Annotated in this window: 22 protein-coding genes and 1 tRNA gene; 14 read left to right on the top strand and 9 right to left on the bottom strand. The window is 52.7% G+C overall.

Annotated elements, in window-relative coordinates; translation table 11 throughout:
- Positions 1–20: 20 nt before the first annotated feature.
- The 6 genes from ACTG3Z_RS15845 to ACTG3Z_RS15820 all read right to left on the bottom strand — a co-directional run bounded on the left by ACTG3Z_RS15845 (position 21) and on the right by ACTG3Z_RS15820 (position 4,168).
- The gene (locus tag ACTG3Z_RS15845; RefSeq protein ID WP_439143992.1) at positions 21–947 is read right to left on the bottom strand and encodes an electron transfer flavoprotein subunit alpha/FixB family protein; all 927 of its coding nucleotides are present in this window, start codon (positions 945–947) and stop codon (positions 21–23) included.
- Positions 947–1,705 (bottom strand): electron transfer flavoprotein subunit beta/FixA family protein, encoded by a 759-nt coding sequence (locus ACTG3Z_RS15840; RefSeq protein WP_439143991.1) that lies wholly within the window; start codon positions 1,703–1,705, stop codon positions 947–949. The genes ACTG3Z_RS15845 and ACTG3Z_RS15840 overlap by 1 nt, the downstream gene beginning before the upstream one ends.
- Before the next feature lie 177 nt (positions 1,706–1,882).
- Positions 1,883–2,455, bottom strand: coding sequence for a cob(I)yrinic acid a,c-diamide adenosyltransferase (locus tag ACTG3Z_RS15835; protein WP_439143990.1), 573 nt, complete (start codon positions 2,453–2,455; stop codon positions 1,883–1,885).
- Between the two features lie 3 nt (positions 2,456–2,458).
- Positions 2,459–2,659, bottom strand: a complete 201-nt coding sequence (locus ACTG3Z_RS15830) for a twin transmembrane helix small protein (protein WP_375266538.1) — start codon at positions 2,657–2,659, stop codon at positions 2,459–2,461.
- Positions 2,660–2,718: 59 nt separating this feature from the next.
- A complete protein-coding gene (locus ACTG3Z_RS15825; protein ID WP_439143989.1) occupies positions 2,719–3,561 on the bottom strand; it encodes an SDR family NAD(P)-dependent oxidoreductase in 843 nt (280 codons plus the stop codon).
- A 58-nt stretch (positions 3,562–3,619) separates the two neighbouring features.
- On the bottom strand, positions 3,620–4,168 hold the full coding sequence (locus tag ACTG3Z_RS15820; protein WP_439143988.1) for an SH3 domain-containing protein: 549 nt from the start codon (positions 4,166–4,168) through the stop codon (positions 3,620–3,622).
- A gap of 184 nt (positions 4,169–4,352) precedes the next feature.
- On the opposite strand from ACTG3Z_RS15820, the gene ACTG3Z_RS15815 reads away from it, so the two are divergent.
- The 7 genes from ACTG3Z_RS15815 (at position 4,353) to ACTG3Z_RS15785 (ending at position 12,141) form a co-directional block, all read left to right on the top strand.
- Complete coding sequence (locus ACTG3Z_RS15815) at positions 4,353–6,659, top strand: DNA topoisomerase IV subunit A (protein ID WP_439143987.1); 2,307 nt, start codon at positions 4,353–4,355, stop codon at positions 6,657–6,659.
- Between the two features lie 61 nt (positions 6,660–6,720).
- Complete coding sequence (locus ACTG3Z_RS15810) at positions 6,721–7,428, top strand: hypothetical protein (protein ID WP_439143986.1); 708 nt, start codon at positions 6,721–6,723, stop codon at positions 7,426–7,428.
- An 86-nt stretch (positions 7,429–7,514) separates the two neighbouring features.
- Positions 7,515–8,690, top strand: coding sequence for an elongation factor Tu (tuf, locus tag ACTG3Z_RS15805; RefSeq protein WP_439143985.1), 1,176 nt, complete (start codon positions 7,515–7,517; stop codon positions 8,688–8,690).
- A 419-nt stretch (positions 8,691–9,109) separates the two neighbouring features.
- Positions 9,110–10,018 (top strand): FAS1-like dehydratase domain-containing protein, encoded by a 909-nt coding sequence (locus tag ACTG3Z_RS15800; RefSeq protein WP_439143984.1) that lies wholly within the window; start codon positions 9,110–9,112, stop codon positions 10,016–10,018.
- A complete protein-coding gene (locus ACTG3Z_RS15795; protein WP_439144008.1) occupies positions 10,015–11,256 on the top strand; it encodes a CoA transferase in 1,242 nt (413 codons plus the stop codon). Before ACTG3Z_RS15800 ends, ACTG3Z_RS15795 begins: the two co-directional genes overlap by 4 nt.
- 92 nt (positions 11,257–11,348) lie before the next feature.
- Positions 11,349–11,999 carry a CatB-related O-acetyltransferase gene (locus ACTG3Z_RS15790; protein WP_439143983.1) on the top strand — a complete coding sequence of 217 codons (651 nt, stop codon included), beginning with the start codon at positions 11,349–11,351 and terminating at the stop codon, positions 11,997–11,999.
- A gap of 66 nt (positions 12,000–12,065) precedes the next feature.
- Positions 12,066–12,141: transfer RNA gene (locus tag ACTG3Z_RS15785), tRNA-Trp, on the top strand.
- Between the two features lie 35 nt (positions 12,142–12,176).
- On the opposite strand, the gene ACTG3Z_RS15780 is transcribed toward ACTG3Z_RS15785, so the two are convergent.
- Both ACTG3Z_RS15780 and ACTG3Z_RS15775 read right to left on the bottom strand, forming a co-directional pair.
- Complete coding sequence (locus ACTG3Z_RS15780) at positions 12,177–13,226, bottom strand: hypothetical protein (RefSeq protein WP_439143982.1); 1,050 nt, start codon at positions 13,224–13,226, stop codon at positions 12,177–12,179.
- Complete coding sequence (locus ACTG3Z_RS15775; protein WP_439143981.1) at positions 13,219–13,536, bottom strand: hypothetical protein; 318 nt, start codon at positions 13,534–13,536, stop codon at positions 13,219–13,221. Before ACTG3Z_RS15775 ends, ACTG3Z_RS15780 begins: the two co-directional genes overlap by 8 nt.
- 211 nt (positions 13,537–13,747) lie before the next feature.
- Here ACTG3Z_RS15775 and secE point away from each other — a divergent pair, with 211 nt between their 5' ends.
- The 7 genes from secE (at position 13,748) to rplL (ending at position 18,825) form a co-directional block, all read left to right on the top strand.
- Positions 13,748–13,948, top strand: coding sequence for a preprotein translocase subunit SecE (gene secE / locus ACTG3Z_RS15770; RefSeq protein WP_375266132.1), 201 nt, complete (start codon positions 13,748–13,750; stop codon positions 13,946–13,948).
- A 221-nt stretch (positions 13,949–14,169) separates the two neighbouring features.
- Positions 14,170–14,703 carry a transcription termination/antitermination protein NusG gene (gene nusG, locus ACTG3Z_RS15765; protein ID WP_439143980.1) on the top strand — a complete coding sequence of 178 codons (534 nt, stop codon included), beginning with the start codon at positions 14,170–14,172 and terminating at the stop codon, positions 14,701–14,703.
- Positions 14,704–14,977: 274 nt separating this feature from the next.
- Positions 14,978–16,174: an OmpA family protein gene (locus ACTG3Z_RS15760; protein ID WP_439143979.1), complete on the top strand. Its 1,197-nt coding sequence runs from the start codon at positions 14,978–14,980 to the stop codon at positions 16,172–16,174.
- 294 nt (positions 16,175–16,468) lie between these two features.
- Complete coding sequence (gene rplK / locus ACTG3Z_RS15755) at positions 16,469–16,894, top strand: 50S ribosomal protein L11 (RefSeq protein WP_439143978.1); 426 nt, start codon at positions 16,469–16,471, stop codon at positions 16,892–16,894.
- The gene (gene rplA / locus ACTG3Z_RS15750; RefSeq protein WP_439143977.1) at positions 16,894–17,592 is read left to right on the top strand and encodes a 50S ribosomal protein L1; all 699 of its coding nucleotides are present in this window, start codon (positions 16,894–16,896) and stop codon (positions 17,590–17,592) included. The genes rplK and rplA overlap by 1 nt, the downstream gene beginning before the upstream one ends.
- Before the next feature lie 267 nt (positions 17,593–17,859).
- Complete coding sequence (gene rplJ / locus ACTG3Z_RS15745; protein WP_439143976.1) at positions 17,860–18,375, top strand: 50S ribosomal protein L10; 516 nt, start codon at positions 17,860–17,862, stop codon at positions 18,373–18,375.
- 72 nt (positions 18,376–18,447) lie between these two features.
- Positions 18,448–18,825, top strand: coding sequence for a 50S ribosomal protein L7/L12 (rplL, locus tag ACTG3Z_RS15740; protein ID WP_375266125.1), 378 nt, complete (start codon positions 18,448–18,450; stop codon positions 18,823–18,825).
- A gap of 103 nt (positions 18,826–18,928) precedes the next feature.
- On the opposite strand, the gene ACTG3Z_RS15735 is transcribed toward rplL, so the two are convergent.
- A partial coding sequence (locus ACTG3Z_RS15735) for a YqhA family protein (protein ID WP_439143975.1) occupies positions 18,929–19,975 on the bottom strand: 1,047 nt, incomplete at its 5' end.

Raw genomic sequence — 19,975 nt, 5'->3', positions numbered from 1 at the left:
TCTTTTCAGGGCTTGAGCAATCAGAGCTTCGATGTCAGCTCTGGAACCGCGTCAAAGAGGTCTGCAACAAGACCAAAATCCGCAACCTGGAAAATTGGCGCTTCTTCGTCTTTGTTGATCGCTACGATGATCTTGCTATCTTTCATGCCCGCCAAGTGCTGGATCGCACCGGAGATACCAACAGCCACGTAAAGATCAGGCGCAACAACTTTACCCGTCTGACCAACCTGCCAGTCGTTTGGTGCGTAGCCGCTATCAACCGCCGCGCGGGATGCGCCAACCGCCGCGTTCAGCTTGTCTGCCAACGCTTCGATGATCTTGAAATCATCCTCAGAGCCAACACCACGACCACCTGACACAACCACGCCCGCGGACGTGAGTTCAGGACGATCAGAGGCTGCGACTTTGTCTTCAACCCAAGAGCTAAGCGCAGGATCAGCCGCCGCGCCGATGTTTTCAACAGAGGCGGAACCGCCCAGGCCAGCCGCATCGAATGTTGCAACACGGAACGTGATCACTTTCTTTGCATCAGACGACTTTACAGTCTGCATCGCGTTGCCTGCATAGATCGGACGCTCAAAGGTCGAACCGTCTACGACAGCCGTCACATCAGACATCACCATCACATCAAGCAAAGCCGCTACGCGGGGCATGATGTTTTTCGCGTCTGTCGTCGCTGGCGCTACGATGTGCTCGTAGTCGCCCGCAAGGGAAACGATCAGATCTGCGACTGGCTCTGCCAAACGCTTGCCGTAGATCGCATCTTCTGCGCAAAGCACTTTGGAGACGCCGTCGATTGTCGCTGCTTGTGCTGCTGCGTCTGCGCATGTCGAGCCTGTGGCCAATACAGTGACATCGCCCAAAGCTGTTGCTGCTGTGACAGCTTTCGCTGTCGCGTCTAGCGCCAATTCGCCGTCGGTCACTTCTGCAAGTAAGAGAACAGCCATTATACAGCCCCCGCTTCTTTGAGTTTCTCCATCAGCTCTTCAACAGAGCCGACCTTGATACCTGCTGCGCGTGCAGCTGGCTCGACGGTATTGATGACTTCCAAACGAGGGGATGCGTCAACGCCATAATCTGCTGCTGTTTTCTCATCCAAAGGCTTTTTCTTTGCCTTCATAATGTTTGGCAGGGACGCGTAGCGTGGCTCGTTCAAGCGCAAATCAACAGTGACAACCGTTGGCATGTTCACTTTGATCGTTTGCAAGCCGCCGTCGACTTCGCGCGTCACAGTAGCACTGTCGCCATCGATGTCGATTTCGGACGCGAATGTTGCCTGTGACCAACCCATCAAAGCTGACAGCATTTGACCGGTCGCGTTCATGTCGTTGTCAATCGCCTGCTTGCCACACAGAACAAGACCTGGCTGCTCTTCGTCGATAATCCCTTTCAGGATTTTCGCAACTGTAAGCGGTTCGATATCTGTGTGAACATCTTCTGCTGCAATCACGAGGATCGCACGATCTGCACCCATCGCCAAAGCCGTGCGCAGTGTTTCTTGCGCTTGCTTTACGCCGACAGAAACTGCGATGACTTCGTCTGCTTTGCCAGCCTCTTTAAGGCGGATCGCCTGTTCAACAGCAATCTCGTCGAACGGGTTCATGGACATTTTCACATTGGCGAGATCAACACCGCTTCCATCCGCTTTGACGCGAACTTTCACGTTATAATCAATCACGCGTTTGACAGGTACGATGACCTTCATTGGCGGAAGCTCCCTTATCAATGCGCCGAGATGGCGCAAAATTACACAGTCTCAATACGCACGTGTGCGCAGAATCAACAGGCTAAAATCGACACCACACAAAGCCATGACGTCGCGTTTGTGAAAAAAAGACCTATTTTTTCACGAAGTCAATGAAGCTAGCATAAAAAAGGGTATTTACCGGTTGGCACCAGGGACCCAAAGAACGTCGTCTTTACCGCCATTGTTTACAACGCGACCCGCGACAAAGAACCAATCAGAGAGGCGGTTCAGGTATTTCACTGCAGCCGGGTTGACGGATTCCATCGTTGCAAGCTCCACGGCCAAACGCTCCGCACGCCGCGAGACAGTGCGGCAAAGGTGCATTTGCGCGGCGAGGGCGGTACCGCCCGGCAAAATAAAGCTGCGCAGCGGTTCAAGGTCGCCGTTCATCGCGTCAATTTCGCTCTCTAATCGCGCGACTTGTGTGTCTGTCATGCGCAAAGGTGGATATTCCGCATCTTTGTCTTTTTCCATGTCTGGACGGCATAGATCAGCACCAAGATCGAACAGATCGTTCTGAATCATCCCTAGCATGGCATCCATATTGCCATCCGCATGCTGACGTGCGAGGCCGACAGTCGCATTGGTTTCGTCCACTGTACCATAGGCGTTCACGCGCATCGCATGCTTTGCAACGCGCGCACCATTGCCAAGCGCGGTTTCACCAGCATCGCCGGTTTTGGTATAGATTTTATTGAGAACGACCATGGTTTAACCCCTTGTAAAGTAGACTACCGCGAGAATGATAAGCACGGCCACGAATTGTGCATAGATGCGGTATCGCATGATGCGGTTGGCATGTTTGCGATTAAACTCGCCACCTTTGGCAAAACCGCCAATGCCGACCATAAGAATGCCGACAACCGCGAGCATTGCGATGATCATGATAATAAAGAGCGGATCACTTGCCATATTCTGTCCTCACTGGCTTTGGAGTCTATCTAGGGGCACGCGCACAAAAAGCGAGCGCTTTATATTTTGGAAACGATCCAATCAAGCATTCGGGTGCTACATACCCGTCTCAGTGCACCCATGATATAGGTCGCTTTGGTGACGTAATACCGCGGTTTGGGACGCGCTGCGGTGCAGGCGTGGAGCAATTTTTTAGTAACCGCGCTCGCAGGCAGCTCAAACGGATCAGGGCCAGTGCTTGCATACAGCCGGTCAATCAGTGCGCTTTCATATTGTGCACGGCGGGCTGAGTTTTTCCAATCAATCCAGCGCTCGAAATGTGGTATTGAATTGACACGAATGTCAGAGGTGACAGGACCCGGTTCAATCAGAATGATCTCAATATCGGTGTCACGCATTTCAAGGCGCAGGGTGTCGCTTAGACCTTCCATTGCAAACTTCGTTGCCGAATAAGCCCCGCGCCATTTCATTGTGACAAGGCCAAGCACAGAAGAGCAATTGACGATCCGTCCGTGTCCTTGCGCGCGCATCACCGGCAAAACTGCGCGGGTTAGGTCATGCACACCAAAGAGGTTGCACTCAAAAATTTCACGCAAACCATCCCGTGGCAAATCTTCTACTGCGCCGGGCTGGGCATAGGCCCCATTGTTAAAGACCGCGTCAAGCGTACCGCCCGTAGCGTCAAGAACGCTGGCGAGGCCAGAGGTAATCGTATTTGTGTCGGAATAGTCGATGAGCGGGCTCTCAAAGCCTTCGCTTTCCAAGCGCGCGCAGTCTTCTTGTTTGCGGCAAGACGCAAAAACGCGCCAGCCTGCGGCGCGCATTCCATGTGCGGCATCGTAGCCAATGCCGCTAGAACAGCCAGTGATCAGAATGGATTTTTGAGTTTGTGCATCATGCATGAAAAAGCCCGCCGCTGAAGATCAGGGCGGGCTTATCACGCGAAACCAGCTTCGCAAATTAGATGTTGGATGCCGTGAGCAAGAAATCTGCCATCCATCCGACACGGCCACTTTCCTGAACTTTCAGCTTTACCCAACCATCGCCGGGATCTTGCAGAATTTCGACTTCGTCGCCGCTGTTGAGCTTTGCGACAACGCTGAAGTTTTGGCCCGGTCCTTGACGCATGTTCACACGCGCGGCCGTAACTTTACGTATATCTACGGGTTCTTCTTCGACAACGGGCTCTACGACTGCTGCGACTTCGGTTACCGCTTCGATTTTCTCTTCTTCGACCAGTGGTGCCGTTACTGCTGCCTGTTGAACGACTGTACCAGAGGTGGAAACCGTCGCGCTGGCAAGGACGATCTGTTCTTGTGGCTCGGCCTTAAGACGTTCTGCTTTTGCTTCAGCAAGCAAGCGTTCTTCTTCCAAGCGTTCTTCTTCGGCTTTCTCAATCGCAAGCGCCGCGCGCTTTTCGTCAGCGATAGGAACAAATTCGTTTCCGCCGCTGAGCTCGTAAAAAGCAAACGCCATAAATGCGAATGTAGTGATGATGATCTTACCCATGATCCCCCCGGATACATAACCAAACTCGACGCTTATCGCGCCCGTTAGGTATCCATATACCTGATTCTCGATGTGTGTGAGGGGTTTAAAGTTAATATATTTCCCCGTTGCACGAATACATATCCCTCGTCTTGGAGCGCTTCTCATCTTGCCGCTGTGAATCGAGGCGGCTAGAAGCGTCCCTATGAGCGATGATACCAAAAATGACGATCCCTTGGTCCCAGACCTGAGCGAGCCTTTGCGCCGCGCTCTTGGTGATCGGTATCTGACCTATGCTTTGTCCACGATTATGCACCGCGCTCTGCCCGATGCACGCGATGGCCTCAAGCCTGTGCACCGCCGCATCCTTTATGCGATGCGCGAGCTGAAACTGTCCTCGAACGGCGGCTTTCGGAAATCGGCAAAGATCTCTGGCGATGTGATGGGCAACTATCACCCGCACGGTGATGCTGCGATCTATGATGCTATGGCGCGCCTCGCGCAGGATTTTAACGTGCGCTACCCGCTTGTGGACGGGCAGGGCAACTTCGGTAATATCGACGGGGATAACCCTGCGGCTGCGCGCTACACAGAAGCGCGCATGACCCTGGCCGCTGAGGCGCTGCTTGAAGGGCTTGCTGAAAACGCCGTTGATTTTCGCGAAAATTATGATGGTACGCTGACAGAACCTGTTGTTCTGCCTGCAAGTTTCCCCAATCTGCTCGCCAATGGTTCGAGCGGAATCGCGGTGGGAATGGCGACGAACATCCCGCCCCACAATATTGCTGAACTGTGCGATGCCTGTTTGCATCTGATCAAGGTGCCGGACGCGCGTGATGACACGCTCATGAACTTCGTGCCGGGCCCTGATTTTCCAACCGGTGGCACGATTGTTGAACCGAAAGAAAACATCGCTGAGGCCTACCGCACGGGGCGCGGCTCGTTCCGTTTGCGCTGTAAGTATGAGGTCGAAGATTTAGGCCGTGGGCAATGGCAGATAGTCGTCACAGAAATTCCCTATCAGGTTCAAAAATCCAAGCTGATCGAAAAAATCGCTGACCTGATCCAGACCAAAAAAATCCCCATCCTCGGCGATATCCGCGACGAGAGCGCTGAAGACGTACGCATTGTGCTAGAACCGCGTTCCAAGAACGTTGAACCTGAGATTTTGATGAACATGCTGTATCGCAGTTCTGATCTTGAGGTACGTTTTTCGCTAAATATGAACGTCTTGATCGATGGTTTGACGCCTAAAGTTTGCTCGATGAAAGAAGTCCTGCGCGCGTTCCTTGATCACCGCCGCGATGTCTTGATCCGCCGCTCTCAGCACCGGATGGAAAAGATTGATCACCGGCTTGAAGTGCTCGAAGGCTTGATCATTGCATTCCTTAATCTGGATCGCGTGATTGATATCATCCGTTATGACGATGATCCCAAAGCTGCGCTGATGCGTGAAGATTGGGGACGCACGTTTGAGCGCGCGATGAGCGAAAAAGACTACGTTGGCCCGCCGGAGGGTGAGGGCGAGCTGAGCGAAGTACAGGCAGAAGCCATCCTCAACATGCGCCTGCGCTCTTTGCGCCGTCTTGAAGAGATGGAGCTAAAGCGCGAGCGTGACGCTTTGATGGAAGAGCGTGCTGGTCTGGATGACCTCTTGAACAGCGGCGATCTGCAATGGAGTCGTATCGCGGAGCAAATTCGCGAGACTAAAAAACAGTTTGGCAAAGGCCACCCCGCTGGGGCGCGTCGTTCAATGTTTGCGGAAGCTGGTGAAGTCGAAGACGTGCCGCTCGAAGCGATGATTGATCGTGAGCCAATCACGGTGGTCTGCTCCGAGATGGGCTGGATCCGCGCGATGACGGGCCATATCGATCTAACCCGTGAGTTGAAATTCAAAGATGGCGACGGCCCACGTTTCATATTTCACGCCGAAACTACGGACCGCCTTTTGGCCTTTGGCTCTAATGGGCGGTTCTATACAGTTTCAGCGGCCAATCTTCCGGGGGGCCGTGGCATGGGCGAGCCGCTGCGCTTGATTGTGGATTTGCCGAACGAAGCCGAGATCGTGGATCTGTTTATCCATAAAGCGGGGCGCAATTTGTTGGTTGCCTCCTCTGCTGGGGATGGTTTCGTGGTACCAGAAGACGACGTCGTCGCGCAAACACGCTCTGGCAAGCAAGTGCTGAACGTGCGCGGTGACACGCGTGCGCGGGTTTGTAAGCCTGTGACTGGTGATAGCGTCGCGGTTGTCGGTGAAAACCGTAAGGTTTTAGTGTTCCCGCTGGAAGAGTTGCCTGAAATGGGCCGCGGCAAAGGTGTGCGTCTGCAAAAATACAAAGATGGCGGTATGTCAGATGTGACGACCTTCACATTGGCAGAGGGTTTATCGTGGCTTGACCCAGCAGGGCGAACGCGCACCGAGCTTGAATTGGCCGAATGGCAAGGCAAGCGTGCTGGCTCTGGCCGTATGGCACCACGCGGTTTCCCGCGCGACAATCGCTTTACATCCTAGATTGATTGATCTCGTGGCCGCACTGCGCTAGCACTGCGCGGCTGCCAAAGGGGTTCTCTGCATGTTTCGATTCTTTACCATTCTGATTGCTGCTGTGTTTCTAACGGCCTGCGAAAACATAGATGATATCTCTGGCAAGCCTACACCAATTGGTGAATTCGCACTTGGCCATAACGTCGTTGTTGCGCCAAATTTAGTGATGGGTCCTGCGTCTCGCGAAGCGTCGGATGAGGATTGGATTGCATCCGTCACAAAGGCGATCGATGATCGCTTTTCGCGCTATGAGGGTGAACAGCTTTATCACTTTGGTGTGTCCTTAGAGGGTTATGTGCTTGCCCAGCCGGGCATCCCAATTTTGTTGTCGCCCAAGTCTGCTTTGATTTTGAAATTGACCGTATGGGACGATGCAGCTGGCAAGAAACTGAATGAAGAACCGGAACAAATCACTGTCCTAGAAAACTTGGATGGCGATTCTGTCGTTGGCTCGGGTCTCACCAAGACTGCTGAAGAACAGATGCTGGCACTTTCCGAAAATGCTGCAAAGATGATCCAACGTTGGATCACGCGCCAACACCGTCAGGAAAAGTGGTTCAAGCGTCGCGCAGGGGAGGAGCCTGAAGCAAGCGAAGAAGCCGCTGAGAAGGTGGCTGAAGAGCCCGCGGCAGAGGTTGAAGAGCCATTAGAGCAAGTCGAAGAGGCGGTTGAGGAAGTGCAAACGGACCTCGCAGAAAGCGTCGAAACCGCCGAGGATGAGACGGCGACCAACTGACGCTTGATTTTTATTCCTTAAGCCAATATGTGCGCGGCAGAGTAATTCGGGTTCGTTTTGAACCCCCTAATCTGTGAGGCTCCACCATGGGCAAGGAAAAGTTTGAACGCAATAAACCGCACGTCAACATCGGCACAATTGGCCACGTTGACCACGGTAAAACGACACTGACAGCTGCGATCACAAAGCAGTATGGCGATTTTCAGGACTACGCGTCCATCGACTCCGCTCCAGAAGAGCGCGCACGTGGTATCACGATCTCCACAGCGCACGTCGAGTATGAGACAGAGACACGCCACTACGCGCACGTCGACTGCCCAGGTCACGCCGACTACGTCAAAAACATGATCACCGGTGCTGCTCAAATGGACGGCGCGATCTTGGTTGTGAACTCTGCGGACGGCCCAATGCCACAGACGCGTGAGCACATCCTGCTCGGCCGTCAGGTTGGTATCCCGTACATGGTTGTTTACATGAACAAAGTGGATCAGGTTGACGACGAAGAGTTGCTCGAGCTGGTTGAAATGGAAATCCGCGAGCTGCTCTCTTCTTACGAGTACCCTGGCGACGATATCCCTGTGATCGCGGGTTCTGCTTTGGCAGCGCTTGAGGATCGTGACGATGCGATCGGCAAAGACTCCATCGCGAAGTTGATGGAAGCTGTTGACAGCTACATCCCAACGCCAGCACGTGCGGTTGACCAGCCGTTCTTGATGCCTGTTGAGGACGTATTCTCGATTTCTGGCCGTGGTACAGTTGTAACCGGTCGTGTTGAGCGCGGTGTGATCAATGTTGGTGACGAGATCGAAATCGTTGGCATCAAAGACACGCAGAAAACAACATGCACAGGCGTTGAAATGTTCCGCAAGCTGCTTGATCGCGGTGAAGCAGGCGACAACATCGGCGCACTTCTTCGTGGTGTTGACCGTGAAGCGGTTGAGCGTGGCCAGGTTCTTTGCGCACCTAAGTCCGTGAACCCGCACACAAAGTTCGAAGCAGAAGCATACATTCTGACCAAGGAAGAGGGTGGCCGTCACACGCCGTTCTTCGCCAACTACCGCCCACAGTTCTACTTCCGTACAACGGACGTGACGGGCACGGTTGAGCTTCCAGCGGGCACAGAAATGGTGATGCCGGGCGACAACCTGAAGTTCAACGTCGAGCTGATCGCGCCTATCGCGATGGAGCAAGGCCTGCGCTTCGCGATCCGCGAAGGCGGCCGCACAGTTGGCGCGGGTGTTGTGTCTAACATCACTGAGTAAGTTTAAGTCCGCGTAAGCGAACTTAAACAGTGCACGGCATACGTTTTTGCTAAAAGCAAAACACGTGGAGAGCGGCACCCGGTGCTAAACTGGGTGCTGACAGCGCCAAGAAAATCAGACGGCATCCAGAGAAATCTGGGTGCCGTTTTTCTTTTTTAAACCTCGCTTAAACCCGCTGCCCAGAAACTTCATGCCGACCCACTCAAAGCACTTTCGCTTCTGTTTGCGAGACCAGCACAAATTTTTTTCAAGAAACCGATCGGATGAAATGCCGCTCTGCAGCATCCTCGCAAGGGTCTAGGCTCGTTCAAGAATTCCGTTTCTGCATGCAATAGCATTCTGATTGGGTATGCCGTGGTATTCCGTTAAGTGTTTAAAATCATTTGATTTTTATTGGATCAACCAGCATATACTCGCAAATGCTAGACGATAAAAACTCAGACCCTGCGCGCGCCCACACACCCGATCTTAGTGATTGGATCGGTCGAAGAGAACGCTTACACGGCTGCGTGACCGAACAAGCTTCGCACGCGATCCGCGCGACCTTGCAAGCGCAACTCAAACCCACCTCTGACGCAGATCCCATGCCGCCGTTGTGGCATTGGTATGCTTTTCCACCGACTGCGCCCATGGACGAATTAGGCACCGATGGCCATCCTAAATTAGGTGGTTTCCTCCCACCAATCCCGCTTGAGCGGCGTATGTGGGCAGGGGGCAGCTTAGAATTCTATCAGCCCTTGTATGTTGGCGAACCGCTTGAGCGTCGCTCTAGCATTATGAATGTTGTCGAGAAAAATGGCGCATCAGGCGCGATGGTCTTTGTCACACTGAGGCATGACATTTTCACGGACAAAGGGCTTTGTGTAAGAGAACAACAGGATATCGTTTATTTGGATATCCCTGATCAGTTCTCGCCGCCCCCCGCTAAACCTGTCCCCACAGCGTCGCTTGATACAGAGGTGGTGATCGATCAAACCGTCCCGATCAGTGAAGCACTGCTGTTTCGCTATTCTGCAATCACATTCAATGCACACCGTATTCACTATGATTTGCCCTACGCTAAAGGCGCAGAGAAATATCTAGGCCTCGTTGTGCATGGCCCTTTGCAGGCGCAGCTTCTTATGGATGCCGCTCGGACATGGGCGGGCAAAGCGCCAAGCCGTTTTAAATTTCGCGGTGTCCATCCGATGTTTCATCAAAACGACCTTCGTTTGATCGGGGTGCAAAGCGCCCCTGAGGGCCAAGCCGCGCGCAAGCTAACGCTCTGCACCGCGCTTGGAGATCAGCATCAGGGCATGCAGGCCACAGCAGAATGGGAGGAAGAATAATGGGAATTTTATCTGGGATGCGGGTTGTGGAAGGCTCAGCCTTTGTTGCGGTGCCTCTTGCGGGGATGACTTTGGCGCAGATGGGCGCGGATGTGATCCGATTTGACCGTCTTGGTGGCGGTTTAGACGCTAAGCGCTGGCCACTGGCCCCGTCTGGACAAAGCTTGTTTTGGGCGGGTTTGAACAAAGGCAAGCGCTCTATCGCAGTGGATATGAAAAGTGACGAAGGGCGCGAGTTGATCACCCGGATCATAACGGCCCCCGGCGAGGATGCCGGGCTTTTCCTGACCAACCTACGCGTGCGCGGCTGGATGGATCATGAAACTCTTTCGCAGTTTCGAAAAGACCTGATCATGGTGACCCTGACAGGGGATCGCCATGGCAATCCTGCGGTGGATTATTCAGTAAACCCCGCGCTCGGTGTGCCTGATATTACCGGTGCCGAAGGGTCAACTAATCCCGTCGCACATGCGGTGCCGGCTTGGGATCTGCTCGCGGGTAATCTTTGTGTATCAAGTCTGCTCGCGGCTGAACGCCATCGCTTGCGTAAAGGCGTCGGGCAAGACGTGGAACTGTCTTTGAAAGATGTCGCTGCTGCGGCCCTGGGACACCTTGGTATGATTGGTGATGCGGCTCTAAACGAAGCGCCGCGCGCAAAAGCAGGTAATGCGCTATATGGCGCATATGGTCAGGACTTTGTGTGCAAGGATGGTGAACGCGTCATGGTCATCGGGCTGACAGACCGTCAGTGGCGCGGGCTGGTCAAGATTACTGAAACACGAGATCAGATGGATGCACTGGCAAAGCGCACCGGACATGACCTAATGCAAGAAGGCGCACGCTGGGAGTTGCGTCACGAGATTACGGAGATTTTGAAACCTTGGTTTGCAGCGCGTCCTGTCGCAGCGTTTGAGGCGGCGTTCAATGCGGCTGGTTTGACTTGGTCGCAATTCCGATCACTCAAAGCGGCTTTGGCAGAAGATCAAGATCTCAGTGCGGACAATCCAATGTTTACAGATCTGCATCAAGCTGGGCTGGGTACTTTTCCCGTACCAAGCTCACCTGTAAGTTTCTCAGAGCATCCGCGCGAAGCACCGCGTGCTGCGCCGCAACTTGGCATGCACACAGAAGAAATATTGGGGGACGTTGTAGGCATGGATGATCGTGAAATATCGCGGTTGTTTGACAAAGGGATCGTGCAAAGTCCGAGTTTTTCGGTTGTTCGCCCTGCCGCTTAGGGCAACAAATCGACGCGCTGAAACCAAGCTGACCTCTTCAGGGAGCTACATTTCCGAGGTACAATCGGCACTTTTACTGTTATCATCAAGGGATGACAGATTATCCGCCACCTGACCTGATGCATCCCGTGCGCCTTGCTGATGGAAGCGCGCATTTAGGCAGCGTTTTTCTTGCCGCAGCAATAAAGCATCCGCGTATTGAAGTGGGTGCCTATACCTATGCATCCGCGCACATTTCTCCGGTTGATTGGGCTGCACATCTTGCGCCTTATCTGTACGATTTTTCGCCAGAGCGTTTGAAAATCGGCAAATTTTGTCAAATTGCCAGCGGTGTGCAGTTCATCACTTCGTCTGCAAATCATCGCTTTGACGGCATCTCAAGCTTTCCTTTCGCGATTTTCGGTGGTGGTCCGCGCGAGGGGCGTCCGTCCATGCCTGATACAGGCCCTGATACGGTGATCGGCAATGATTGTTGGATAGGAACGGGCGCAATATTAATGCCGGGATGCGTGTTGGGTGATGGCGTTATAGTGGGGGCAGGGGCTGTTGTGACAGGTCAGCACGCTGATTACACGATCATCGCGGGAAACCCTGCGAGCGTCGTGCGGACTCGCTTTAAGACAGCTGATATCGAGCGGCTAAAAGCAATCGCATGGTGGGATTGGCCGATTGAGAAAATTTTGGCCCATGAAGCTGCAATCTCTGGCGCGGATATTGCCGCGTTGGAACACGCCAGCACATAGCAAGCGTTATGATGAAGATTGCCCCTTGCAAAGGCGACCGCCCCGCCGTAAACGAGCAGTGGCTTTAGGGGTTTAGCTCAGTTGGTAGAGCATCGGTCTCCAAAACCGAGGGTCGTGGGTTCGAGTCCCTCAGCCCCTGCCAAAGCCACCCTCCTCACATGTTAGCACTGTGGATCCTCAGTAGATGCCTGTGGCCCCCCAGAAGAAACCGAATGCGGCAGCGGCGGTTGCAGCGATTGCTGCAAAGGCCAGTAGTTTGGGTCTCGAAAAAGGGCGTTCGCCAAAAGTGCGCCCATGCAAGCCACAGGTCGCGACCTTCATACGCTTGCCTTTATATTCGTAGTGTAAAATCCAGACAGGCAGTAGAATGCGGCGATACTTTATGCCCGTCGTATCTGTTTTATAACTCACGTCAAAAATGCGTTTTTTGCCAGAATGGGCTTTGATCCGATTGCGTAGCAATAGGGCTTTGTCCGGTGCATTGTGCGATAGCCCTTCGCGCACGCTTTGATGGTGTCGCTCAGCGGCGAACCCTGCAAGATACGCGGGCTCAAACGGACGTAGCTCATCTGGGTCAAATTCATGCAAAATCCCATCACGAATAAGTGGCGTAATGTGGTGCGAGGCGGGCATGAGCAGATCATCAAATGCAGTCTTCATCGCGCCAACTTTGGAACGTGTCACAGTCCTGTCGCCGCTTTTGACTTTGTACCAGACTGTATAATCCACATCCTCCAAACTATCGAAGGTCCAAAACGGCACATAAAGCCCTGCAACACGTGAAGTCGCCACTACATCGCCAAGATCCGAGGGTGCTGCCCAGCGTCGCGCAACCCAGTCTTGTGCATTTTGTTGCGCAGTTTCTTGGTTAATCGAAAACGGGATCATGCCAAGGATCGCATAGCTTTCATCACTGTTTTTTGCGACCAAAGCACCGTTGCAATATGGACAATTCTCAGAAATCGAATGTCCATGGAACACCACCGCACCTGCACATGTTTCACATTGAAACTGTCGGTCAGTTTCAAACTCGGGCTGCTCTGTATGGGGCAGATCAGGGTGATAATGTTGCTCTTCAGCGGGGTTTGCATTTGGATCGATGGCAATCTCATGTGCTGTTGTGCAGCTAAAGCAAGTCAGGGTGCCGTTTGTTGGGGTGAAGACACATTGACCGCCGCAGCTTGCGCAGAGCAAATCCCGTTGAGCGATTGGCGCGACCTTATCCATCGCCGAGCGCCGAAAGGATATGAAGCAATATTTCTAAACGTCGAAATGAACGCGCAATCGCGCTTCCCAGATCGCCAAATGCCCACCAGTCCCCGATAATGCTCGCAATGAACCAAATTGCCGCAAGCCATAAAACGATAATGATCCAACCAGAGAGCGTTCTGAAAAAGCCCGGTGATCCATGTTTAAGTTCGTGCTTGGCTTCTTGAACCTGAATGAACTTTTTGATCGGCACAGTCCCCAGACTTGTCGCGGCACAGACAAGCGCGACCAAGGCGATAAGCGGAGCAAAAGATGTAAGCGCGTCCAAAGCGTGGTGGTCTCTCTTTACGAAAATTGCGGTGAACCGAAAATAAAGCAAGGATAAGACGAAATCGAATGACTTTCAATTTTTTGAGCAGTGCAGCTGTCACCTCTTGGTTACTATCGCTCAGATCACTTAAAAGCGGTGCAAACCTGTCTTGAAACCGCCGCACTCTGCGCGTATGTGACACACAACGCGTTTGATGAAAGACACTAAAATGGCCATGACCAACCCGCTCCAGTACGTTCAGCAAGTTCGCTCTGAAGTCGCCAAAGTTGTTTGGCCGACGCGCCGTGAAGTCATGCTGACAACGATTATGGTGTTTATCATGGCTGCTTTGACAGCCGTGTTCTTTGCGATCATCGATATCATTATCCGCTTTGGCCTTACCAGCGTATTGGGCTTCTTCGGCTCTTAAGCTAACAGGAATGTGCTCCAGGAGCGCTTTGTCGAAAATTGACAGCAGCCCTTGAATTGCCCGCGCGGCAAGGGTATTGCGCTGCTATCTTCCCAAAATGACAGCTCTTCAGATTCGAACGGCACACGCATTTTGTCTGGAAGATCGCCGCATCGCGCTATGCAGTGTGGTGCCAACAGATTAATGTGACCCTTTAGGGTCCAGACAAGGATAAGTGTCAGATGGCGAAGCGTTGGTATTCGGTAAGCGTTCTTTCGAACTTTGAAAAAAAGATCGCTGAGCAAATCAGAACGTCGACCATTGAGAACGGCCTTGAGGACGACATCGAAGAGGTGCTTGTCCCGACCGAAGAAGTTATGGAAGTCCGTCGCGGCAAGAAAGTAACCTCCGAGCGTCGCTTTATGCCGGGCTACGTTTTAGTACGCATGGAAATGTCCGACCAAGGGTACCACCTGATCAACTCGATCAACCGCGTCACAGGGTTCTTGGGTCCACAAGGCCGTCCAATGCCGATGCGTGATGCCGAAGTTGAGGCGATCTTGGGCCGTGTTGCAGAGGGCGAGGAAGCACCGCGCAACATCATCCACTTTGAAGTGGGCGAGAAGGTTAAGGTCAATGATGGTCCGTTTGAAGATTTCGACGGTATGGTTGAAGAAGTCGACGATGAGAACCAGCGCCTGAAGGTGACTGTCTCTATCTTTGGTCGCGAAACACCGGTTGAGCTAGAATACACTCAGGTAACGAAGCAAAGCTAAGCCAAACTAAGACTGAGACATTTAAAAAGCGCGCCGCTCACTACGGCGCGCTTTTTGCGTTTTTGGCTAAAAATAAGCGCTTTTGGCCCCGATCATTGCTCAAAGTGCAACATAAAAGACTCACCTCACCAATGAAGTGAATCAAATCGCGTAAAAAGCGTATCTTTCTACCTTTGAGATGTTGACGCCGCCACCAGTTGTGCCGCTACTTATAAATACGAGCACAACATACAGCGGCAAGCTGCAAAGCCGCGAATACATTTGGGGGATTACTATGTTCATTTCTTTGTTGAGGAGCCATTTGCCATGGGTTGCACCCACGGCAGCTATTGTTTTCGCAGCGTCTACAGGTTTTTTTGATCGCTCTGGATCTACGGAGCAGGTCACGCAAGCGCCCGCGCAAGTTGCGTATGACATCAACGCACAGGCCCAAGCGGCTCCGCGCGTGGCATCTGGAGCCTTTCAGCCGACACAGCAAGATCAAATCGATGATGCAGATGTTGTGACGCGCTTGAGCGTTGTGACAGATTCATCCTTGCAAGCGCTGCAGCCAGAAGCAGCACCCGCTCCTGAACCATTCGTAGCACCTGTGGTGCAGGCTCCGGTCGCGCCGGTCGTTGAACCCGCAAAACCTGCAGTTCAAGTCGCATCCTTGCAAGAGAGTGAAGAAGCGGCATTATTCTTCGCGAATGCTCAGGCCAAGTTGATTGCACAAGAGAGCTGCGTCTCCGATCTGCGCTCCCTGACGGAGCAAGCACGCGTTTATTTCCCCGCAGGTGGTCTCACACTTGATGAAGGGGGGCTTGCACAAGCCCGCTTGATCGCTGACTTGGCTCGCGACTGTGCAGGGGTTCAGATCATTGTCGAAGGGCACTCCGATCCTTCGGGCGATCCTGCGGTGAACCTGCGTTTGAGCAAGCAGCGTGCGGAACAAGTTATTCAACGTCTTGGAGCGAGGGGTCTGGATACAGACATTTTCATCGCTGAAGGTCTTGGCAGCAAGCGCCCTTCAGGTGTCACCGGACCAAGAGGTGACGCCTATTATGACCGACGCGTTGAGTTTGTCGTGGTCGAGACCAATCAGGCGGCAAGAACCTTCAAAGCCACACCTGCGGCTTGGGCGTCTTCAAGCTGCGTGAAAGAGCTGGAGAGTGCAATTTCCAACGCTCAGATCTTCTATTCGCCGCGCTCCGTTGCTGCGTCGCAAGACGACGTGTCACAGGCGCTCTTGTTTGCGAGCATGGCGATGGATTGCCCCGATGCCCGTCTTCGTGTGATCGGCCAGCACTCTGATGATCGCCGTATCGGTGAAAACCCTGCGACGGGTCGTTTGCGCGCCAAAGCCTTGATGGCGATGTTGGTCGGGCAGGGGATTGATGCAGGCCAGATCATCATGGCTGCGCCTTCACGGTCAATGGCGACAGATGAGCTGAGTGGCAGCCGTTTGGATTTCGACGTTATCCTTGATTGAGCCTCTGCTCTCCATTTAAAGAGCCTTACAAAGCCTCTGTTTGATCGTAAAAGATCGAACAGGGGCTTTTTCACGGTTTGGACAAGTTAGGGCTCGGAGTGGTTTTCTGCACGGCGCTCAAAATATCATTTGCACTTATTCTAGATTCGGACTATGCGCCGGAGGCTCATGGGCAGGGCTTTTGTTCTGTCCTTTTTTCCGTGGGAGGCACGGTCATCGCGATGGCCAAACCAGACCACGGCGACAGTATCTTCGGAAACGCGTTTCCGCGGAGTTGAATTAGGAGAAAGCCACATGGCTAAGAAGCTAGCTGGTACGATGAAACTGCAGGTTCCTGCAGGTCAAGCGAACCCATCCCCACCCGTCGGCCCTGCATTGGGTCAGCGCGGCATTAACATCATGGAATTCTGTAAAGCGTTCAACGCAAAGACAGCTGACCTTGAGCCAGGCGCACCATGCCCGACAGTGATCACATACTATCAGGACAAGTCCTTCTCGATGGACATCAAGACGCCACCAGCGTCCTACTTCCTGAAGAAAGCTGCAAAGCTGAAGTCCGGCGCGAAACTCCCTGGCCGTGAGACAGTTGGTACTGTGACTGTGGCTCAGGTCAAAGAAATCGCAGAAGCGAAAATGAAAGATCTGAACGCGAATGATATCGACGCGGCAATGCAGATTATTCTGGGCTCTGCCCGTTCTATGGGCATCGAGGTAAAGTAATGGCTAAGCAAGGTAAGCGTTTCGCCGCTGCAAGCGCGGCATTCGACGGCAAAAGCAATCTTTCAATTGAAGATGCGGTTGCATTGGTTAAAGCAAACGCCAGCGCGAAATTCGATGAAACTGTCGAAATCGCAATGGTTCTTGGTGTTGACCCACGTCACGCGGATCAAATGGTCCGTGGTGTCATTGGTCTGCCAAACGGCACAGGTAAAGACGTGCGCGTTGCAGTATTTGCACGTGGCGCGAAAGCTGAAGAAGCTCAAGCAGCTGGCGCAGACATCGTCGGTGCAGAAGACCTGATGGAAATCGTTCAGGGCGGCAAGATCGACTTTGATCGTTGCATCGCAACACCTGACATGATGCCTGTTGTGGGTCGTCTTGGTAAGGTGCTTGGTCCACGTAACCTGATGCCAAACCCAAAAGTCGGCACAGTGACTATGGACGTTGAAGCAGCTGTGAAAGCGGCCAAAGGCGGCGAAGTTCAGTTCAAAGCTGAAAAAGCTGGCGTCGTACACGCGGGCGTTGGCAAAGCATCGTTCGATCAAGCCAAGCTTGTTGAAAACGTTAAAGCCTTCATCGGTGCCGTCGCCAAAGCGCGTCCATCCGGTGCAAAGGGTGCCTACATGAAGAAGATCAGCGTATCTTCTACGATGGGCCCAGGCGTAAGCCTCGACGTTGCTGCGGCAAACGAAGAGTAAAGAATTCTTGCGATGCGTCCTTCGGGGCGCGTTGTTTGATGGCGGGGCCAGCTAACTTGGCCCTGTCCTGTCCGAGACGAAGGGTGAGAGGGCGACTTCTCATAATTCCTTTCTGAGATGGGGAACGAGACGAGACTTTCGAGGATTTAAGTACCTCGGGCGATCAACTCGGGACCCTCAATTGGACCCGAACGCCTAACGCTTTCATATGAAAGTTGCGGGCATAACTGAGCCGGAGGGGAAACCCTCCACATTTGGAGTAAAACTGTGGATAGAGCACAAAAAGAACAATTGGTCGACGAACTCGGCCAAATCTTTGAAAGCTCTGGCGTCGTTGTGGTAGCCCACTACGCCGGTCTGACAGTTGTTGAAATGCAGGATCTACGTGCGCGCGCAAGCGAAGCAGGTGGAGCCGTGCGTGTTGCCAAAAACAGGCTCGCCAAGATCGCCCTTGAGGGAAAGCCATGCGCAAGCATTGCTGACTATCTCACGGGTATGACCGTACTTACCTACTCTGAGGACCCTGTCGCAGCAGCGAAAGTGGCCGAAGACTTCGCCAAAGAGAACAAGAACTTCGAAATTCTTGGCGGCGCAATGGGTGAGAACGCTCTGGACCGTGCCGGTGTGACAGCCGTGTCTAAGATGCCATCCCGCGACGAGCTTATTGCTTCTATCGCTGGCTGCATCGGGGCACCTGCTTCGAACATCGCCGGTGCACTTGGCGCACCTGCAAGCAACATCGCGGGCGTTTTGTCCACGATCGAGGACAAGGCCGCGGCCTAAACAACAAGAGGACTGGCGTGTGGCTGTATAGCGCACGTTGGAACACATCTTAATCAAACGGAAAGAGTCAAAATGGCTGATCTGAAAAAACTTGCTGAAGAGATCGTTGGTCTTACACTTCTCGAAGCACAAGAACTGAAAACAATCCTTAAGGACGAGTACGGCATTGAGCCTGCTGCTGGCGGCGCAGTTATGATGGCTGGCCCAGCGGACGGCGGCGGCGCATCTGCAGAAGAGCAGACAGAGTTCGACGTAATCCTGAAATCTGCTGGCGCATCCAAGATCAACGTGATCAAGGAAGTCCGCGCGATCACAGGTCTCGGCCTGAAAGAAGCAAAAGAGCTTGTTGAAGCTGGCGGCAAAGCTGTCAAAGAAGGCGTCTCCAAAGAAGAAGCTGAAGACGTTAAGGGCAAGCTGGAAGCAGCTGGCGCGGAAGTCGAAGTTAAGTAATTCTGCTTGTCAGATTTATTCGGAAACGGCGGCTCCCTGGGGCCGCCGTTTTTCGTTGGGTAGATGCATCGCAGCTCACGAATAGTTCCATCGCGTAGGCTTCTTAGGCGGAAGTATCGAGTGATTGGCGCGAACTTGAACCGCTATTGTCCTTGTCTCGGTGCAAATGTGCTTTGGGCTCGTGATCCGCATGAGAAAGCCGGTTCGTGTAGGCTAATATGAATGCGGAAGCGACGAATACAATATGAACTATCGCTGTCCACATAATAACATCTTGATCAAATTCCCCGTTTTCATATGTGTCGATCCTCATGAAATTGAGAAGCAAGTGGATAGAAGAGATTGTTGCTATTGATGCCGCTACCTTTATCTTCAGATCACCGATATCAAGGCGGCCAAACCAGCGTGGATAAGCATGGCTTATTCCAATACGAGAAACAGTGTTTTCGTATCCACCTATGGTAACCATCATAACCAGTGCAGAAATAAGCATCATATCGAGCATCGAAAGAATCGTCCCATAGAGACCCGCTAGTGCTTTTTTGCCCTCACTACTATTTTGAGAATATCCGTCGATAGCACCTGTCATGAATGACCATGAGTCGCGCAGAACAATAAAGCTCTCCCCGACTAGGATAAAAACGATAGCAAAGACGATAGGAATCGCAGCTAAGAAAATGAAAGCCGCGATCCATCGCAACCTAGTTAGGGCCGTATCGAAAAAACGCTCCCCGCCTGAACCCGCACGGTACTGTTGCTCAATTTGCCTCAATATACCACGAGACATTTGAGCTGCCAAAAGTTCAGAAAATTGCTCTTCAAAAGTTTCATTTGTTTTAGCTACGAGTTCTCCGACATCATAATTGCTAATACGTTCGCTAGATTTTTCGTTGGTTTGCGAATTATTAGTATTTTCGGCCTCTGGCGATGTACTACTAGATTTATCTTCACTTCTGGCTTGATTTTCGCCGGAGTACTTTTCGTGAAAAGTTTCGTTAATAGACTCCGCTAGCTCAACGTATAAGTCTTCAAAATCCGTGACGTCTTTTCGGCTACTGGGTTTGTCTACCCCAAAGGCTTTGTTGCACAAATCGGGCACTGTAGGATTCACTGTGTGAATCCAGCGTGATAGCTCGCGGACATGAGCAGT

It is taken from the genome of Planktotalea sp. (genome assembly GCF_965659345.1).
In the GTDB taxonomy this organism is placed as follows: domain Bacteria; phylum Pseudomonadota; class Alphaproteobacteria; order Rhodobacterales; family Rhodobacteraceae; genus Planktotalea.
This window is presented reverse-complemented; position numbering and strand designations above follow the sequence as displayed.

What these genes read in the sequence shown, in the direction of transcription:
- ACTG3Z_RS15845 (WP_439143992.1), bottom strand. Translation starts at nt 947, where the DNA reads ATGGCTGTTCTCTTACTTGCAGAAGTGACCGACGGCGAATTGGCGCTA.
- ACTG3Z_RS15840 (WP_439143991.1), bottom strand. Translation starts at nt 1,705, where the DNA reads ATGAAGGTCATCGTACCTGTCAAACGCGTGATTGATTATAACGTGAAA.
- ACTG3Z_RS15835 (WP_439143990.1), bottom strand. Translation starts at nt 2,455, where the DNA reads ATGGTCGTTCTCAATAAAATCTATACCAAAACCGGCGATGCTGGTGAA.
- ACTG3Z_RS15830 (WP_375266538.1), bottom strand. Translation starts at nt 2,659, where the DNA reads ATGGCAAGTGATCCGCTCTTTATTATCATGATCATCGCAATGCTCGCG.
- ACTG3Z_RS15825 (WP_439143989.1), bottom strand. Translation starts at nt 3,561, where the DNA reads ATGCATGATGCACAAACTCAAAAATCCATTCTGATCACTGGCTGTTCT.
- ACTG3Z_RS15820 (WP_439143988.1), bottom strand. Translation starts at nt 4,168, where the DNA reads ATGGGTAAGATCATCATCACTACATTCGCATTTATGGCGTTTGCTTTT.
- ACTG3Z_RS15815 (WP_439143987.1), top strand. Translation starts at nt 4,353, where the DNA reads ATGAGCGATGATACCAAAAATGACGATCCCTTGGTCCCAGACCTGAGC.
- ACTG3Z_RS15810 (WP_439143986.1), top strand. Translation starts at nt 6,721, where the DNA reads ATGTTTCGATTCTTTACCATTCTGATTGCTGCTGTGTTTCTAACGGCC.
- tuf (WP_439143985.1), top strand. Translation starts at nt 7,515, where the DNA reads ATGGGCAAGGAAAAGTTTGAACGCAATAAACCGCACGTCAACATCGGC.
- ACTG3Z_RS15800 (WP_439143984.1), top strand. Translation starts at nt 9,110, where the DNA reads ATGCTAGACGATAAAAACTCAGACCCTGCGCGCGCCCACACACCCGAT.
- ACTG3Z_RS15790 (WP_439143983.1), top strand. Translation starts at nt 11,349, where the DNA reads ATGACAGATTATCCGCCACCTGACCTGATGCATCCCGTGCGCCTTGCT.
- ACTG3Z_RS15780 (WP_439143982.1), bottom strand. Translation starts at nt 13,226, where the DNA reads ATGGATAAGGTCGCGCCAATCGCTCAACGGGATTTGCTCTGCGCAAGC.
- secE (WP_375266132.1), top strand. Translation starts at nt 13,748, where the DNA reads ATGGCCATGACCAACCCGCTCCAGTACGTTCAGCAAGTTCGCTCTGAA.
- nusG (WP_439143980.1), top strand. Translation starts at nt 14,170, where the DNA reads ATGGCGAAGCGTTGGTATTCGGTAAGCGTTCTTTCGAACTTTGAAAAA.
- ACTG3Z_RS15760 (WP_439143979.1), top strand. Translation starts at nt 14,978, where the DNA reads ATGTTCATTTCTTTGTTGAGGAGCCATTTGCCATGGGTTGCACCCACG.
- rplK (WP_439143978.1), top strand. Translation starts at nt 16,469, where the DNA reads ATGGCTAAGAAGCTAGCTGGTACGATGAAACTGCAGGTTCCTGCAGGT.
- rplA (WP_439143977.1), top strand. Translation starts at nt 16,894, where the DNA reads ATGGCTAAGCAAGGTAAGCGTTTCGCCGCTGCAAGCGCGGCATTCGAC.
- rplL (WP_375266125.1), top strand. Translation starts at nt 18,448, where the DNA reads ATGGCTGATCTGAAAAAACTTGCTGAAGAGATCGTTGGTCTTACACTT.